Genomic DNA, 15,454 nt, shown 5'->3' on the forward strand with positions numbered 1-15,454 from the left:
GGTAATTTATTTTATATTTATTTTTCAATACATATTCTTGTGATAATCTTGAATATTTTTTGTAAACTTAAAATTTTTGTAAAATCCAATCACACTACCTATTGTAAAACACAGAAAAATAAATGAAATCACCCATACTATTGATTCTGAAGAAGCATCATTAGTTAATGGAACAGTAATTAAATACACAAGAAGTGCTATTGGCAAAAATGATGAAGTAACAGAAGCATTTTTGATACGTTTGTTGTCTTCAATACTGTTAATATCTACAAACCAGCTTACAGGAAGAAATCGCATCCAATATTTAAACTTTTGAGCTTCAGACTGGCTAACTTTTTCTGAGAACAAGTTTGTTATAACTTTATAATAAGGTAATGCTACTAAGTATGTAAGTTTTACAAAGAGCACAGAAAAGACTGTTAGTAGACTTATAATCCACATGATATAACTAAAATCATCATTGAATCTTGAATTTTTTGACATTTTATTTCCTCATTCTATTTTTTAGATAAAATATTTGCAAACGTATTTATTGTTGTCATCTTATTATATGCCATCTGACGCTGCATCTCTTTTTTGTGACCTATATGCAAGTCTATCTCCTAGTCCTATATCTTGGTGGTGCGTTCTACTATGCTTTCACTTATAAACGAATGGAAGATGGAGCGACACTGGGCCTCTATGCCTTCCTCTATCTCTTCGGTGGCATCCTCTTTCACCTCATATCAGAGACTAAGAGCCAGTACACCCTACCTTATATTTACTTACAGATTCCAATGATCGCGGCAGGCTACAACCATATGACACAAACACTTAGCCGCTATCTAAAAAATATGCAAAAGTCATCCTAGGATGGCTTTTTAACATTGTTTCACAATTACAATCTTGCTATAATAAGTCTATGAAAAATGCGTCAGTTGATCTTTTACGAGGCCCAATTTTGCGGTCTCTTTTAATCTTTGCTCTACCAATTCTGATATCCAATATTTTCCAGCAACTCTACAATACTGCCGATGTCATGATTGTGGGTCGTTTTCTAGGGCCAGATGCCTTGGCTGCTGTAGGAGCTTCTTCTGCTATTTTTGATTTGGTTATCGGCTTTGCTCTTGGCGTTGGAAATGGTATGGGAGTTGTTATCGCACGTTATTATGGTGCGCAAGACTATAGAAAACTTCGTCAGTCTGTCGCGGCCACAGTTGTCATCGGTCTGGGCTTAAGTGCCCTGGTTATGATTCTAGGACATTTCGGGCTCTATCCTTTGCTAAGATTTTTAGGGACGCCTACTTCTATCATTGGGCAGTCCTACCAGTATATTTCAATGATTGTCTCCTGTGTTGGGGTTACTTTGGGTTATAATCTGTGTGCAGGGCTGCTTAGAGCGGTCGGTGATAGCCTTACAGCCCTTTATTTCCTTATTTTTTCAGCCTTAGTTAATATCATTTTAGACCTTTTCTTTATTACACAGCTCCATCTGGGCGTCCAATCAGCAGGCTTGGCGACTATAATCTCACAGGGGCTTTCTGCTATCCTCTGTCTTTACTATATTAAGAAAAGAGTGACCTTTCTCCTACCACATAAGTCTGACTGTGTTCTTGATTCAAGCCTTTATCTGGACCTTTTGGGACAAGGGATGGCTATGGGGCTCATGAATTCTATTGTTTCTATTGGAACTGTGACCTTACAGTACGCCATTAATGGCTTCGGCTCTCTCATCATTAGCGCTCAGGTGTCAGCGAGACGAATTATGTCCTTTGCGGTTCTACCATTGACCTCCCTTGCTGCTGGGGTGACAACCTTCACCTCGCAGAATTTCGGAGCCCAACAGTTTAAACGCATTGTCGCTGGGTTAAAGCAATCCTGTCTTGTTTCTATAACTTGGTCTGTCATTGCTTGTGCCCTCCTCTATGTAGCAAGCCCCTTCTTGGCTGGTCTTATCTCTGGTTCAGATAATGCTGTGATTATTGACAATGCCAGTCTCTACCTCCGTATCAGTTCTCTCTTTTATCCTATTTTGGGAATACTCTTCATCTTTAGAAATAGCCTCCAGGGGCTAGGTAAAAAGCTCACACCTTTAACCTCTAGCTTTATTGAGCTTTTTGGTAAAATTCTCTTTGTTGTTTTCGTCATTCCTTATATGGGCTACCTTGGCGTTATCCTATGTGAACCTTTGATTTGGATTCCTATGACTATTCAGCTCTATTTTTCTTTGAGAAAACATATCAGACGCTTGTTTGTCAGCAAGCCCCCTTTTTGAACAGCTTTAAGGTTACTCCAGATAGGTGAGTTTTTAAGTTTGTTATCTAGGAGTTACTGAGAATCAGCTTGAACAATCAAGAGATCAGGGGTAATATCTTTTAGTTAATCTAGATCTATAACTTGGAACATATCATCTGGATTATAAGGTTTCGGCACGATTGAACTTATAAGTATCATACAGGTAACCAAAATGCCCGTAAGCATAGTATGGGAGAGGTTTCATGATAGTCCCAATTTTCATCGGTGTTGATATAATAGCCAACAGTTGGTGCAATCTCAGACAAATCCTCATAAAGATCTTCTCGCTCGCCTGTCATAAGAATTAAATCAGGTTTTAACTCAGCAATCTTATCCAAATCTGGATTTCCCTGCTAACCAACTAAAATAACTTTTTTATCCTTGTATTGTTTCTCAAAGAGGGTTGAAAAGTCTTGACTATCAGCTTGACCAGTTGTCGCACCTATGGGAGTGGTGATATCCAATGGGTCTAAAATTTCACCATAGAGGTCGTCGAGGATAACGATACGTTTGGGAGCTTTTTTTCAACTCCGCCCTATCAAAATCATGCACAATCGTCTTCTCTTTGAAAATCTGACTTGTATTGTTTGACTTTGCATTTTGTCCTATCATGATATAATAAATAAACAACATTGTATTGGAGAATCATATGATATTTACACACATTTTCTTCGACCTTGATGGTACCCTTATAGATAGTTCTGAGGGCATCCACAATGGTTTTGTCCAAACCTTTGAAAGACTGGGCCTACCTGTTCCAAGCAATAAAAAAATTCGCACCTTTATGGGACCACCTCTAGAAGTCACATTCAGAGAAGAAATAAGCGAAGAAAGTGCTGCCCAAGCTGTTCAACTTTATCGTGACTATTATGAGAACAAAGGACAGTTTGAAGCTCATCTCTACGACGGTATAAAAGAAGTACTCGAGAAGCTGAGTCAAGATCCAAATAAGAAAATCTATATCACAACTTCCAAAAATGAGCCTACTGCTCGCAAAATGTGCAAATACCTTGGCATCACTGAGTTTTTTGACGACATCTATGGGGCCACACCTGCTACTTTCAACAAGGCTGACGTCTTGCAGCGTGCTATTACTGAAAATAATGCGAACAAAGACCATTCTGTCATTGTTGGCGACACCAAGTATGACATGATTGGAGGAAAAACCTTTGGTATCAAGACCTTGGCTGTTACTTGGGGATTCGGGACAAACGAAACCCTTTTGGAAGAAAATCCTGATTTTGTAGCTGATACTTCCCAAGAACTCTGGAATATTTTGAAATAACAATTGATACATAAAAAGAGCATGACTATACCATCATGCTCTTTTCTATCAAATCAAAATTACATCTGAACAATGATATCTAAGCAGATCTCTAAGGCCTTATCAAAAGCCTCTGAGCCCCAATTTCGTTGATTGTAATTGTCTATATCTGCTAGGGAATCAGCAGTAAACAGAAGCAAGCCCCAAATAGCTCCTCGAAGTTGAGCAACTGCTGCAAGAGATGCACACTCCATCTCTACAACACTACACCCCTCTTCAATCCGATAAGCAACTTTATCAGGTGTTTCTCTATAAAAGCCGTCTGTCGACCAGGTCATGACCTCTTCATAGGGGATTTTCTTTTGCTTTAAAGTTCTCTCAATGGCTCCAAGAGCTTGTGTATTCATGTCTATATAGCGAGAAGGCGCAACATAGTGGTAACTTGCACCTTCATCTCGCAATGCTCTCGTCGGAATCAAAAAGATATTCTCTGGCATGTCTACCAAGACACCACAAGTTCCAGTTGATATGATTTGCTTGACGCCATAACCAATCAACCAGTCCATAAATTGAGCTGCTGCAGCTGATCCTACTGGAGCTTGAGCCAAGCATATTTCCTCCCCATTGTAAGTCATAACATAAACAGGATAGATTTTGGTCGCAGAGACAAACTCACCAACTTTTTCAGCTCCAACAGAAGTCGCATAACGTTCTATTTCTTCCTCTAAAAAGGCGTAGACGCACCTAGCCGGCAAGTTCAAGTCTAAATCCTCATGTGTCGGCATAATCACAGCCTGAGGATTGTCATCAAACTCTAAAATTGGGATTTCATGTTTATGTATCATCTGTTGCCTCCTAAGTTTTAAGAATTATTATATCAAAAAATAATCACTGTAATATGATTTCATAGGAACTACTTCCCAAGAATCACAAAGAAAAACCAATTAAACAATGTACATAACTGAAAAGAAAGGACATAAATCTGCTTTAGTCAGAAACATGTCCTTTTTGTGTTTTATTTTAAGAAATATGATTTCAGTCGGCGTTTATTTCCACAAACCACCTAAAATCTGTTTTTCCAACAAATTTAAGTCTTCTTCTCTTATGTCACTATTGTCGCTAACGATATAGAGTTGGGCAAAGTAGGCCAATAAGGGACCTATACAAATACGAACCATTTGAGGAACCGTGATTTCAGGATTCACTCGTGAATCTGCTATCAATTCCTTGTGGAGTACTAATAATTTATCCTGAAGAGTATTCCAAATATAAAGTTGTTCTTTTCTCAGTTTCTTATTTGAAAAAATTTCCTGAAAAATAATTTTCATCAAAGCGCGATTCTTTTTGAGATAGGCCATACGATTTTGAACCAGATAATGCACCTTTTCTTCAGTCGTTTCTAAGGCTAAAAGTTCTTCAAAAAAACGACCGAAAAGTCCTGGAACAACAGGGTGCAAAATAGCTGTTAATAAATCTTCTTTAGTCTTGAAATACTTGAAGAGCGTTGCTTGGCTAAGTCCCGCATGTTTAGCAATTTGTAAGGTGGAGGTCCCATTGTAACTCTTAGTAGAAATCAAATCGACCGCCGCCTGCATGATTTTTTTCTTTCCCTTGGGATAGTCTGCACCCTTTAGATAAGCTTCAAACGACTCAAAAACACTCTCACTCATTTTCATCCTCGTATATTTATATTTTATACTTTACGGTAACGACGCAAGCCGACAATATTGAGAACTGTCAAAGCGACAAGGAAGACTAGTAGAACACCAATATTTGGTAAAATATCTCCAAGTCCACGTCCGTAAAGAATAATCTGACTCATCGCATCACCTGAGTAGGTCAAAGGCAAGAATTTTCCTAGTGTTTTTGCCCAGTCTCCCATTGAATCAAGTGAAATGATTCCTGAGAAAAAGAGTTGCGGCATAATCACAAGAGGAATAAATTGCATCATCTGAAATTCTGATTTTGCCAAGGTAGACAAGAGAATTCCGAAGGCTAGTGCCACCAGAGCCAGTACCACATTAACTATTATAACATTTAACAGGCTTCCGACAACTTCAATGTTCAACAACCAGATGGCTGCTAGAACGACTACTCCTGTCTGCAGTATGGCAATAAGGCCGTAAGACAACATATAGCCATAAACAATTTCCGAACGTTTGACTGGGGTTGCCAACAAACGATCTAGGGTTCCGCTAGTACGTTCTTTCAAGAGTGCCATCCCTGAAATCAAAAAGACAAAGAAGAAAACGACGAACCCAATCAAAACAGGAATCATTTTAGCAAAGAAGCCGGTGTCCTCGTTACCATATTCATAAGATTCCTTAATTTCAGGAGATTTTACCTTTAGTTGTAATTGTGGAAGGGATTGCTTCACACGGGCTAATAATTGATTGGTGTCTTCACTGGCAATACTGGTGCGTAATACTTGTCGGGTCACCGAAGTTTTAGAGGCATCTGTATTGGCATAGGCTACATGATATTCACCATCCTTATAAGAGATAACTGCATCTACTTTTTCATCGTTTAAAGCCTCTTTAGCTTGAACCAAGTCTTTGTAGTTTTTAACACTGACATGTGCTAAGTCATCCATCCTACTTACCAAACTACTTGGCACATCTTGTGTCGCTAGCTTAACAGTCACCGTTGTACTAGCCGAAAACATGAGGTTCATCAGCCACATAATAAAGACTGGTGCCACAAACATTAGGGCCAGTGTCCGTTTGTCACGTAGCAATTCTTTGATGACTTTTTTTGCAATGGCAATTGTTCTCATTTCATTCTCCTTCTGCTTTCAAAAAGACTTCTTCAATACTTGAAACACCATAAGATTCTTTTAGCTTGGATGGTGTATCAAAGGCAATGATTTTTCCACCTAATAGTAGACCGACCTTATCTGTCAGCTCTGCTTCATCCATGACATGGGTTGTAACCAAGATCCCTACACCATTGTCTCTGAGTGTCATTAACTCTCTCCAAATTTTCTTTCGAAGAGAAGGGTCAATCCCAACTGTCGGTTCGTCCAAAATCAAGAGTTGCGGATTTCCTAAAAGTGCAATGGCTAAGGACAAACGCCGTTTCATGCCCCCGGAATAACCAGAGACCGCCTGGTTTAAGTGATCTGTCAAATCTACCACTTGAGCTACATAGGCAATTTCAAATGACAAGTCTTTCTTAGAAAGTCCCTTGAGCTGACCGAAAAATTCCAAATTTTCTTGTCCTGACAAAGCCTCATAAAGAGCATCTGACTGGGCCATATAGCCAATATCTCCCAGAATATGACGATTGGGCATGGTCTGGTCCAATACTAAAGCGATACCGCTATCCGCCTTTTCCATCCCTAACATGGTTTTAATCATGGTTGATTTACCAGCACCAGAAGGACCGATTAGACCAATGATTTCCCCAGACTGTAATTCAAATCCAGCATGGTCTAACACCATTTTATGACCAAAAGATTTTTCTAAATCTTGTAAATGTAGCAATGTTTTCATTTGCATCCTCCTAGGTAAGTGTTTACTCACTTTTTTAAATACAAGGTTATTATAGTGAGTGTTCACTCACTTGTCAAGTGATGATTTGAATTTTTTTAAATAAAAACACTGGATGATAGCATCCAATGTTTATGACAAAAACTTCTGATGTTAAGAATCTATTCACTATACTCTGAAATGATCTCTCCTATTCACTTTTTAAAGGCTCGTGAGAAGGAAGAATCTTGATTCTCATCCTTGGTATTGGAATATAAGAAATTATATTTACCATTCGGAAGATCACTAGCATCTAACTTTTTAGCCGTATCTTTCATATATTGTTCTTTGACTGATTCATTATCATCAATAAAAATAGTCATATAAACCAATTCTTGATCAATCAAGGTTTGGTATGGAATTTAATAATTACCATCAAAGTCCTTCTTACCTGCTTTGAGATTGTTTGAGGTTAAGGTATCCAGATTTTTCTCCTTTTCATCATGATTGAAGTTAGATAGAAAACTAAAAAAGTTAATAGGGATACCGAGCTTTTGTTTCTTCAATTGTTTTTCAATTTTCTTCTCAACTTTTTGGATAGATTTCTGCTTCAAAAACGATTCCTTATAGTGTAAAGATAGAATACTGTCATAAGGATCAGAGGACCGTTTTTCATGAATAGCCGCATTCTTCTTTTCTAATTTTATTGTTTGGCCATCGTAGGCTTCCTCAGAATAGATATAGGACATGTAGTGAGTTGGACTTTCTAGTGGAGTCCAATGTAAGTCAGTGATAGTAACTTTACCGTGAAGACCTACTTTGTCACAATCTTCGATGATGATTCGCTTAATTTATATATAATCACTAGGCATTATCACCTTGTAAAGAGACAAAACAAAAACTGATAGCGTCAAGGGAATCAAGAGTAGAGTGTGAAAGATTTTCTTTTTCATTGCTCTACCTCCTATAATCTAAAGAAAACAAACGCAAGGCAAGCAACTGGTAAAATCCATTTTTTGAAAATATGAAGAACATTACTAAGTCAGTGTAAACGATTACATTTTTTATCTTTATTTTAACATTCTTTGAAATAAAGATAAGATGAAATTGGATTGGTTCTCTCCCTTCTTTTCTTAGTCCAGCCAACCATCGTACTCACCTAAGGAAAGTTTCAAAGAAGATTTTGTCTTTAATAAAAAAGACCGGATTACTCCAATCTTTTCACTTTTCTCTCTAAGAAAATCAAAGAATAAACAAGGTTTCAATGATGAAATCGTCGGCAGTAACCTAATAAAGAAGTCTACAAATTTATCTTTGGTTTTCGACGAGAGGAATTATTTGATTGCGCGTGATTGCAATCCTTCTTCTTCCAAGAAGAGGCGGAATGGGACGAGTTCTTCTGCTTCGTATTTTTCCTTAAATGCTTTGATGGCTTCTTCTGAGTGTTGTTTTGGATCCAACTCAAGTACTTCAACTGGAAGGGGACGGTGTTGCGTGATGCGGGCATCAATGACAACAGTCTTACCTTCTTTGTTCAATTTAACAGCTTCTGCAACGACTGCATCGATATCTTCGATACGGTTTACAGTGAACCCAACAGCACCTTGCGCTTCAGCAATTTTAGCATAGTCAGCATTAGGGAAGTCACAACCAAACAAGTGTTTGTTTGTGTCTTCGTATTTGTCCTTGATGAAGGCATATTTACCATTTGAGAAGACAACGTTGATAACTGGAAGGTCGTATTGAACGTTTGTGATAACGTCTGGGTAGCACATGTTGAATGCACCGTCACCCATGATGTTCCATACTTGGCGATCTGGATTGTCTTTCTTAGCAGCGATACCACCAGGAAGGGCAATACCCATTGTCGCAAAGAGTGGAGATGTACGCCACATGTTCTTAGGTGTCATGTGAAGGTGACGAGTAGATGTTTGAGTAGTGTCACCTACGTCGATTGAGTAGATAGCGTCTTGATCAGCATGTTTGTTGATTGCATTGTAAACTTGATACAATTGCAATTCACCCTCAGTTTTACCTTCGAGTTTGTTCATGTAATCACGCCAGTTTTGGTTGTTCTTCACGTTTGCACGCCACCATGGAGTAGACTCAACTGGTTTTACTTTATCAAGGATAGCTTTGGCTGCTTGACCTGCATCACCAAGGATTGAAGCGTCAAGGGCATGACGTTTCCCAAGTTTGTAAGGGTCGATATCCACTTGGATGAATTTTTCAGTGTTCTTGAAGGCTTCATAAACTTCAGCAAATGGGAAGTTTGAACCAAGGAAAAGAACTGTGTCTGCTTCAAAGACCACTTCGTTGGCTGGTTTCCAACCAACACGGTAAGCAGAACCTGTCAAACCTTCATAGTTCCATTCGAAAGCTTCAAAGTTTTTACCAGTTGTAATGATTGGTGCTTTGATTTTACGTGACAATTCAGTGATCACTTCACCAGATTTAACACCACCGTAACCAGCATAGATCACTGGGCGTTCCGCATTGTTCAAGATTTCAACAGCTTTGTTGATTTCAACTTCGTTCAAAGCAGGAGCGATGAATGAACGCTCGTATGAACCTGATCCATAGTATGAGTTTTCGTCGATTTCTTGGAAACCGAAGTTTACTGGGATTTCAACAACAGCTGGACCTTTTTTAGAAACTGCAGCACGGCAAGCTTCATCAATCACTTTTGGCAATTGTTCTGCGTAAGCTACACGTTTGTTGTATACAGCGATACCATTGTACATTGGGTTTTGGTTCAATTCTTGGAAGGCATCCAAGTTCAACTCGTTAACTGGACGTGATCCAAGAATCGCAAGGAATGGAGTGTTATCCATCGCTGCATCGTAAACACCATTGATCAAGTGAGTCGCACCAGGTCCACCTGAACCAACTGCAACCCCGATAGAGCCGCCAAATTTAGCTTGCATAACTGCTGCAAGAGCACCTGTTTCTTCGTGGCGAACTTGCAAGAAACGGATATCTTTGTCTTCAGCCAAAGCGTCCATCAATGAGCTAAGTGTTCCTGATGGGATCCCATAGATCGTGTCTACGCCCCATGTTTTCAATACGTTCAACATTGCTGCAGATGCAGTAATTTTCCCTTGAGTCATTCTAACTCTCCTTTATTTCTAATTTGATCCTGAAAAATGAAGCACAGCGCTTCTACTTCATCTTTGTGATCAAAGCTCGTCTTGAAAATGAATTTATTCTGACCATTCTCATGAAAACGTTTTACAAAACGATTATAGAACTAATTTAACACAAAGAGATTCACATGTATAAGGATCTGCTCAGAGATGCTCAATCCCTATTACATAACAGATGCTGAATTTGAGAAATTTTCACAAACTATCTTATAATAGGATATTTTATTATAAAATATATGCTTCTGTTTTCCCTTGTGGCTGTAAGAAAAGACAAAAAAGTGGTACAGAATCTTAAATGAATTCTGTACTACTTTTTTTGTTGAGTCTAATCAATTTTCGCAACATTGAGAAGCAGAGAGCTAGTCAAAACAGACAAAGAACTAAGGGCCATGGCAAGACCTGCTAGTTCTGGATTAAGGGTCAATCCCAGTCCTACAAAGACTCCAGCAGCAATTGGAAGCCCAAGGATATTGTAGATAGAGGCCCAGAAGAGATTGAGTAAGATCCTGCGGAAGGTCTTTTGACTCATGTCAAAGGCGCGCACAACGCCAAGCAAATCATTTTGCGTGAGCACGATGCCACCGGACTCGATCGCAATATCCGTTCCAGATCCCATAGCGATCCCCACATCCGCGATCGAGAGAGCTGGAGCATCATTGATCCCATCTCCAACAAACGCGACCTTGCTAGCTTCTTGCAGTTTTTGGATGGCGCTAGCTTTTTCTTGAGGAAGGACATCAGCAATGACGGTGTCAATTCCCACTTGCTTAGCAATAGCTTTGGCCACCCGTTCATTATCCCCCGTTAACATGACCGTTTTCAAGCCCCGTTCTTTGAGCTTTTTGATCGCTTCTTTTGAGCTGGCCTTTGGAGCATCTTGAATGGCAATCAACCCAATCACTTGCCCATCCACAGACAAACTGATCACTGTTTTGGCCTGCTCTTGCAAGTCTACCATCCGTTTTTCAAGCTCCGGATCCATCGCTGTCCCGTCATGAAGTTTGCCATTTCCCAAGGTCACCAACTGCTGGTCGATCTGACCTTGGACCCCTTTTCCTTCAATCGCTTGGAAGTTTTCCACAGGGGATAACACCAAACCTTTTTCTTCTGCTTGGGATAACACCGCTTGGGCTAGTGGATGTTCTGAAAAAGTTTCAAGACTAGCAGCCAGTGTCAAGACACGCGCTTCATCTCCTACAACATCGGTTACAAGTGGTTGACCAATAGTAATAGTCCCTGTCTTATCAAACACAACGGTTTGAATCTTTTGCACTTCTTGAAGAACTGTTCCGTTTTTAATCAGAACCCCCATCTTGGCACTACGGCCGGTTCCGACCATCAGGGCTGTTGGGGTTGCTAAACCAAGGGCACAAGGACAGGCAATAATGAGGACAGAGACTGCATAGAGCATGGCCTCTTGAAGCGACGCGCCCAGAAGCACGGACCAAACCCAGAAAGTCGCAATGGCCAAAATCGTCACCACTGGAACAAAGATACCTGAAATCTTATCCGTCAAATCTTGAATGGGAGCACGACTGGATTGGGCCATTTTTACAAAGTCCACAATTTGAGATAAGAGGGTCTCACTACCGACTTTTTCAGCCTTAAAGAGAATGGTCCCATTGCTGTTGATAGTGGAGCCGATAACTGCATCACCAACTGATTTTTCCACAGGCAAGCTTTCACCTGTCACCATCGACTCATCAATGGTCGTACTTCCTTCTACAATCGTCCCATCAACCGCAATCTTTTCCCCAGGACGGACTCGAATCAAGTCATCAATTTGGATATCTTCTGCCGCCACCTCGACATAGTTCCCATCACGGAGAACTTGAGCCGTTTTTGCCTGCAAATCCAACAACTTTTCCACAGCCTCAGAGGCATTGTTACGCATCCGTTCTTCAAAGATTTGCCCTAAGAGGATAAAGAAGATGATAAAACCCGCAGCCTCAAAGTATACTGGCTGACCAGTAAAAAGGGCAAATACACTATAGACATAGGCTACCAGGGTTCCAAGAGCTACCAAGGTATCCATATTGGAATGGTGCTTCTTAAATGAGGCCCAGGCACTCTTGATAAAAGGTACTCCTGCTACCAACATGATCGGCGTTGTCGCTAGAAAAGTCCCCCAGCGACTGACTGGATGGGAGACAAATCCTGCCCACATCCCAATCATCAAGATCAATAAAGGAAGGGTAAAGATACTAGTAATCCAAAAGCGACCCCGTAAATTTAAGACACGACGGCGTTTTTCCAAAACCGTGTAGGAACCCTTTTGCATCTTCATTCCACATGAAAACTCAAAGTCCCCTGTTTCTGTCGGGGTAAAGGATATCACCTTATCCACACCGACTTCCAAAGGCTCTAAAATCCCCTGATCTTCAAACAAAATTTCCTTGTAACAGCCGGAAGGATTGACCCGATGGAAGGTGATTTCAGCAGGGATCCCTTTTTGAAGTTGAAATTCTTTGGGACTATAGCCCTTTTCTGCTGTAATACGGATCTTTTGCACTCCGTTTTCCATAGCTGCTTTTTGTTTTTCTACCATACCTACTCCTTTATTCCACAATCATTTGACCATGCATCATGTTCATTCCACATGAATACCCATATTCGCCCGCTTTTTCTGGCGTAATTTCAATGACATGTTTTTCACCTAAAGGCAAATCTTCATGAACGCCAAAATCTGGAAAGATCACTTGAGCCAGACATGAAGATGGATCCTTGCGATTAAAGATGATCCGGGCTGGAACATTCTTTTTCAGGACAATGGTTTCAGGCGAATAGCCCCCCATGACTTCGACTTCAATTTCTTGATAACCTGATTTCTGACGAGCGTGGCCGCTTACCTTTTCATGCTCTGCAAAGAACCACCAAGCAATAAAAGCAACCACAAGTAAACAAACAATACTAATCAACAATCCAAACATGGAATTTCCTTCTTTCTATGACATACAATTGCAAGGGACTGTTTCGACAGCCTCTGCTTTCTTTTCTTCCAGGACCTGCTGCAGCTGATTAAGATCTGCAAGCGTAAAGTCACTCGCCTGAATCAAGTTTTCAAGCACCTGTACAATTCTTTTTGAGCAAACCTTGTCTTTCACCTCCTCAACCACCAAGTCTAAACTCTGGTCCTGCGTCAACAACGCCGAGTAAACAAAGGCTTTGCCTGTTTTTTCTCTAGTCAAGCACCCCTTTTCCACCAAGCGGAACAAGAGGGTCTTGATGGTCGACTTCGACCAGTCAAAGCGCTCGGACAAGACGGCGATCAAATCCGTGCTGGTCTGCTTGCCTTCCATCCAGATTATCTTCATGATGCGCCATTCCGCATTGGAAATTTGCATGACCTCTCCTTTCTAAATCTACATTTGTAAACCTTACAACGTTATTCTATTACTAAGGTTTACATTTGTCAACAAAAAGTTATAAAAAAAACAAATCTTTCTTTGAAGATTTGTCTGGTTGGGCTTTTTCCACTCCCTATTTTTATCTCCCTAAATTGTCAAATTAAGTTAGATTTTTCATGTAACTCAGAAAAACTTGGTATGGTGTTTGATAATTCAAAGACTTCCTAGGAAGTCTATTTCTTTTATCAGCTGTAGCTGATAAATAATTTTGAGAAATATTCGTAAAATCCATTTGTTTAGGTAGTCCATTTCGTCTTAATAAGCCATTAGAATGTTCATTGAGACCTCGTTGCCCAGGACATCCTGGATCCGCAAAGAAAATATCAATGTCATGTGCATTCGAAATAGATTTCCAATTAGAAAATTCTTTTCCGCAATCAAAAGTGATCGACTTAAAGAGATGGCTGGGGACTTGAGACAACCATTGATTAATGGAAGCCTCAATATCACTTGCTAAAAATTTCTCATATCCCATGTCAGAATAGTAAGAATAATGAGGCTCTAAAATCATGCACAAACATTCCTCAATTCCGTCATTCTCCATCTCTTTGATTACATCAGTGAAAAAAGGGCGGGAAAATTTATTATCAAAGTAGACCGACGCTCGTTCTCCAAGAGCAGAAGTAACCAAATCCACTTCTTCTCTAGTTATCCTTTGGAGTGGAGTTCCACCAATTCGGACGTAATTGTCATGTAAAGTCTGAATTTCATGTGGTTCAGGACGAACACCACGCCGGATATTCGTGAAAAACTCCGCTACTCCTTCATAGGTAATCTCTTCTAGTCACCCAAAGGTCATCATCAACACAGCTCTCTTACTCATAATTACTCCTTGTTTCACGTTTATTCTATTTTAGCATGAAAAGGCTTACTTTAGGGAACTTGGTATCAAAATAACTCTTAAAGATAGGCTCTAAGAGTTTTAAAAAAACTTTAATGATGGTCTTGATGCTCACTTTTTGCTTCCAGCTCTTCGATATTTCGCTTGTGAGATCGGTGAGTCGCTAAGTCTTCATCAACCTCAATGGTGACATTTTGAAAACCACAATCTTTGAGCAAGTTTCGGATAGACTCTTTACAGACTTCCATGTAGTCGGCATGCTCTAGACAAACATGGACAATGGCGTTCTTTTCCAAACCATCCATGGTCCAAAGATTGAGTTGATTGATACTAGCGACATGGTCCAACTCTGCCAAATCTTTCTTGATCTTCTGTATATCCACTCCTTCTGGAACGGCATCGAGGAAAATCTTAAGCGTGCTCCAAAAACGTGGAATGGCTTTGGACAGAATAAAGATGGAAATGGCAAGAGATAAGAGCGGATCCAGAATATACCAGTCGGTAAATCGGAGAACAATGGCCATTAGGATGACAGCCACCCAACCCAAGGTATCTTCCAGAAAGTGCAGGCTGAGAATGGATTCATTCTTGGTTTCTCCCTTACGAATGACCAGACTTGCTAAGACATTCACACTGATGGCAATGAATCCAAGCCAGAGAAGACCTTCTTCATTGACCGGTTGTGGATGAAAGAGTTTCGTTAGATTTTCCAAAAGCACCATGCCAGACCCTGTCATCAGAATCACAGCGGTCACCATGGCACCTAAAAGGCTAAAACGCTTGTAGCCCAAGGTGTAATGGCTGTCTTCTTTCCGATTGGAAATGCTCTCTAGTAAAGCCGAAATGCCAATGGCGATTGCATCACCAAAGTCATGGACCGAATCAGCGAGAACCGCACTGGAACCAAAAATTCCACCCGCAATAAACTCAACAATGGCAAAGCTTAGATTTAAGAAAAAAGCTAACCAAACCGCACGTTTTGTCTTCATTATATTACTTCCTTTGTTATAATAGATTCATGAACATCATGTTCATTATCTATTATCCAATAC

Annotated in this window: 17 protein-coding genes; 3 read left to right on the forward strand and 14 right to left on the reverse strand. The window is 40.1% G+C overall.

Going from position 1 to position 15,454, the window contains the following annotated elements; translation table 11 throughout:
• Nucleotides 1-24 precede the first annotated feature (24 nt).
• Nucleotides 25-483 carry a hypothetical protein gene (locus tag HMPREF9425_RS10285; protein ID WP_003097197.1) on the reverse strand — a complete coding sequence of 153 codons (459 nt, stop codon included), beginning with the start codon at nucleotides 481-483 and terminating at the stop codon, nucleotides 25-27.
• Between the two features lie 104 nt (nucleotides 484-587).
• Between HMPREF9425_RS10285 and HMPREF9425_RS04825 the strand changes: the two genes are divergently transcribed.
• Both HMPREF9425_RS04825 and HMPREF9425_RS04830 read left to right on the forward strand, forming a co-directional pair.
• A complete protein-coding gene (locus tag HMPREF9425_RS04825) occupies nucleotides 588-851 on the forward strand; it encodes a hypothetical protein (RefSeq protein ID WP_003097198.1) in 264 nt (87 codons plus the stop codon).
• Nucleotides 852-901: 50 nt separating this feature from the next.
• Entirely contained in the window at nucleotides 902-2,254 is a 1,353-nt protein-coding gene (locus tag HMPREF9425_RS04830; RefSeq protein ID WP_003097199.1) for an MATE family efflux transporter, read from the forward strand.
• A gap of 141 nt (nucleotides 2,255-2,395) precedes the next feature.
• Here the strand turns inward: HMPREF9425_RS04830 and HMPREF9425_RS10520 are convergent, their stop codons facing one another.
• Nucleotides 2,396-2,518, reverse strand: coding sequence for a hypothetical protein (locus HMPREF9425_RS10520; RefSeq protein ID WP_282645277.1), 123 nt, complete (start codon nucleotides 2,516-2,518; stop codon nucleotides 2,396-2,398).
• A 405-nt stretch (nucleotides 2,519-2,923) separates the two neighbouring features.
• Here HMPREF9425_RS10520 and HMPREF9425_RS04840 point away from each other — a divergent pair, with 405 nt between their 5' ends.
• Nucleotides 2,924-3,559 (forward strand): HAD-IA family hydrolase, encoded by a 636-nt coding sequence (locus HMPREF9425_RS04840; protein WP_003097201.1) that lies wholly within the window; start codon nucleotides 2,924-2,926, stop codon nucleotides 3,557-3,559.
• 59 nt (nucleotides 3,560-3,618) lie between these two features.
• On the opposite strand, the gene HMPREF9425_RS04845 is transcribed toward HMPREF9425_RS04840, so the two are convergent.
• The 12 genes from HMPREF9425_RS04845 to HMPREF9425_RS04900 form a co-directional block, all read right to left on the reverse strand.
• On the reverse strand, nucleotides 3,619-4,383 hold the full coding sequence (locus tag HMPREF9425_RS04845; protein ID WP_003097202.1) for a nucleoside phosphorylase: 765 nt from the start codon (nucleotides 4,381-4,383) through the stop codon (nucleotides 3,619-3,621).
• A 201-nt stretch (nucleotides 4,384-4,584) separates the two neighbouring features.
• Nucleotides 4,585-5,208 carry a TetR/AcrR family transcriptional regulator gene (locus HMPREF9425_RS04850; protein WP_003092576.1) on the reverse strand — a complete coding sequence of 208 codons (624 nt, stop codon included), beginning with the start codon at nucleotides 5,206-5,208 and terminating at the stop codon, nucleotides 4,585-4,587.
• Between the two features lie 23 nt (nucleotides 5,209-5,231).
• Nucleotides 5,232-6,314, reverse strand: coding sequence for an ABC transporter permease (locus tag HMPREF9425_RS04855; RefSeq protein ID WP_003097204.1), 1,083 nt, complete (start codon nucleotides 6,312-6,314; stop codon nucleotides 5,232-5,234).
• Nucleotide 6,315: 1 nt separating this feature from the next.
• Nucleotides 6,316-7,032, reverse strand: a complete 717-nt coding sequence (locus tag HMPREF9425_RS04860) for an ABC transporter ATP-binding protein (protein WP_037621474.1) — start codon at nucleotides 7,030-7,032, stop codon at nucleotides 6,316-6,318.
• A gap of 191 nt (nucleotides 7,033-7,223) precedes the next feature.
• Nucleotides 7,224-7,415, reverse strand: a complete 192-nt coding sequence (locus HMPREF9425_RS10290) for a hypothetical protein (protein ID WP_003097206.1) — start codon at nucleotides 7,413-7,415, stop codon at nucleotides 7,224-7,226.
• A gap of 15 nt (nucleotides 7,416-7,430) precedes the next feature.
• Nucleotides 7,431-7,757, reverse strand: a complete 327-nt coding sequence (locus HMPREF9425_RS10295; protein WP_003097207.1) for a hypothetical protein — start codon at nucleotides 7,755-7,757, stop codon at nucleotides 7,431-7,433.
• A gap of 585 nt (nucleotides 7,758-8,342) precedes the next feature.
• Nucleotides 8,343-10,118 (reverse strand): pyruvate oxidase, encoded by a 1,776-nt coding sequence (gene spxB, locus HMPREF9425_RS04875; protein ID WP_003097208.1) that lies wholly within the window; start codon nucleotides 10,116-10,118, stop codon nucleotides 8,343-8,345.
• Between the two features lie 361 nt (nucleotides 10,119-10,479).
• Entirely contained in the window at nucleotides 10,480-12,702 is a 2,223-nt protein-coding gene (locus HMPREF9425_RS04880; protein WP_037621475.1) for a heavy metal translocating P-type ATPase, read from the reverse strand.
• 10 nt (nucleotides 12,703-12,712) lie between these two features.
• Nucleotides 12,713-13,084 (reverse strand): cupredoxin domain-containing protein, encoded by a 372-nt coding sequence (locus HMPREF9425_RS04885; protein ID WP_003093093.1) that lies wholly within the window; start codon nucleotides 13,082-13,084, stop codon nucleotides 12,713-12,715.
• Nucleotides 13,085-13,099: 15 nt separating this feature from the next.
• On the reverse strand, nucleotides 13,100-13,498 hold the full coding sequence (locus tag HMPREF9425_RS04890) for a CopY/TcrY family copper transport repressor (RefSeq protein ID WP_003097211.1): 399 nt from the start codon (nucleotides 13,496-13,498) through the stop codon (nucleotides 13,100-13,102).
• 163 nt (nucleotides 13,499-13,661) lie between these two features.
• On the reverse strand, nucleotides 13,662-14,336 hold the full coding sequence (locus HMPREF9425_RS10300) for an IS30 family transposase (protein WP_345908464.1): 675 nt from the start codon (nucleotides 14,334-14,336) through the stop codon (nucleotides 13,662-13,664).
• Between the two features lie 158 nt (nucleotides 14,337-14,494).
• A complete protein-coding gene (locus tag HMPREF9425_RS04900) occupies nucleotides 14,495-15,391 on the reverse strand; it encodes a cation diffusion facilitator family transporter (protein WP_003097213.1) in 897 nt (298 codons plus the stop codon).
• Nucleotides 15,392-15,454 lie beyond the last annotated feature (63 nt).

Origin of the sequence: Streptococcus vestibularis ATCC 49124, assembly GCF_000188295.1 — a bacterium.
Classification (GTDB): Bacteria; Bacillota; Bacilli; order Lactobacillales; family Streptococcaceae; genus Streptococcus; species Streptococcus vestibularis.

What these genes read in the sequence shown, in the direction of transcription:
- HMPREF9425_RS04850 (WP_003092576.1), bottom strand. Translation starts at nt 5,208, where the DNA reads ATGAGTGAGAGTGTTTTTGAGTCGTTTGAAGCTTATCTAAAGGGTGCA.
- HMPREF9425_RS04900 (WP_003097213.1), bottom strand. Translation starts at nt 15,391, where the DNA reads ATGAAGACAAAACGTGCGGTTTGGTTAGCTTTTTTCTTAAATCTAAGC.
- HMPREF9425_RS04840 (WP_003097201.1), top strand. Translation starts at nt 2,924, where the DNA reads ATGATATTTACACACATTTTCTTCGACCTTGATGGTACCCTTATAGAT.
- HMPREF9425_RS10295 (WP_003097207.1), bottom strand. Translation starts at nt 7,757, where the DNA reads ATGTCCTATATCTATTCTGAGGAAGCCTACGATGGCCAAACAATAAAA.
- HMPREF9425_RS04890 (WP_003097211.1), bottom strand. Translation starts at nt 13,498, where the DNA reads ATGCAAATTTCCAATGCGGAATGGCGCATCATGAAGATAATCTGGATG.
- HMPREF9425_RS10285 (WP_003097197.1), bottom strand. Translation starts at nt 483, where the DNA reads ATGTCAAAAAATTCAAGATTCAATGATGATTTTAGTTATATCATGTGG.
- HMPREF9425_RS04880 (WP_037621475.1), bottom strand. Translation starts at nt 12,702, where the DNA reads ATGGTAGAAAAACAAAAAGCAGCTATGGAAAACGGAGTGCAAAAGATC.
- spxB (WP_003097208.1), bottom strand. Translation starts at nt 10,118, where the DNA reads ATGACTCAAGGGAAAATTACTGCATCTGCAGCAATGTTGAACGTATTG.
- HMPREF9425_RS04885 (WP_003093093.1), bottom strand. Translation starts at nt 13,084, where the DNA reads ATGTTTGGATTGTTGATTAGTATTGTTTGTTTACTTGTGGTTGCTTTT.
- HMPREF9425_RS04825 (WP_003097198.1), top strand. Translation starts at nt 588, where the DNA reads ATGCAAGTCTATCTCCTAGTCCTATATCTTGGTGGTGCGTTCTACTAT.
- HMPREF9425_RS04860 (WP_037621474.1), bottom strand. Translation starts at nt 7,032, where the DNA reads ATGAAAACATTGCTACATTTACAAGATTTAGAAAAATCTTTTGGTCAT.
- HMPREF9425_RS04830 (WP_003097199.1), top strand. Translation starts at nt 902, where the DNA reads ATGAAAAATGCGTCAGTTGATCTTTTACGAGGCCCAATTTTGCGGTCT.
- HMPREF9425_RS04855 (WP_003097204.1), bottom strand. Translation starts at nt 6,314, where the DNA reads ATGAGAACAATTGCCATTGCAAAAAAAGTCATCAAAGAATTGCTACGT.
- HMPREF9425_RS04845 (WP_003097202.1), bottom strand. Translation starts at nt 4,383, where the DNA reads ATGATACATAAACATGAAATCCCAATTTTAGAGTTTGATGACAATCCT.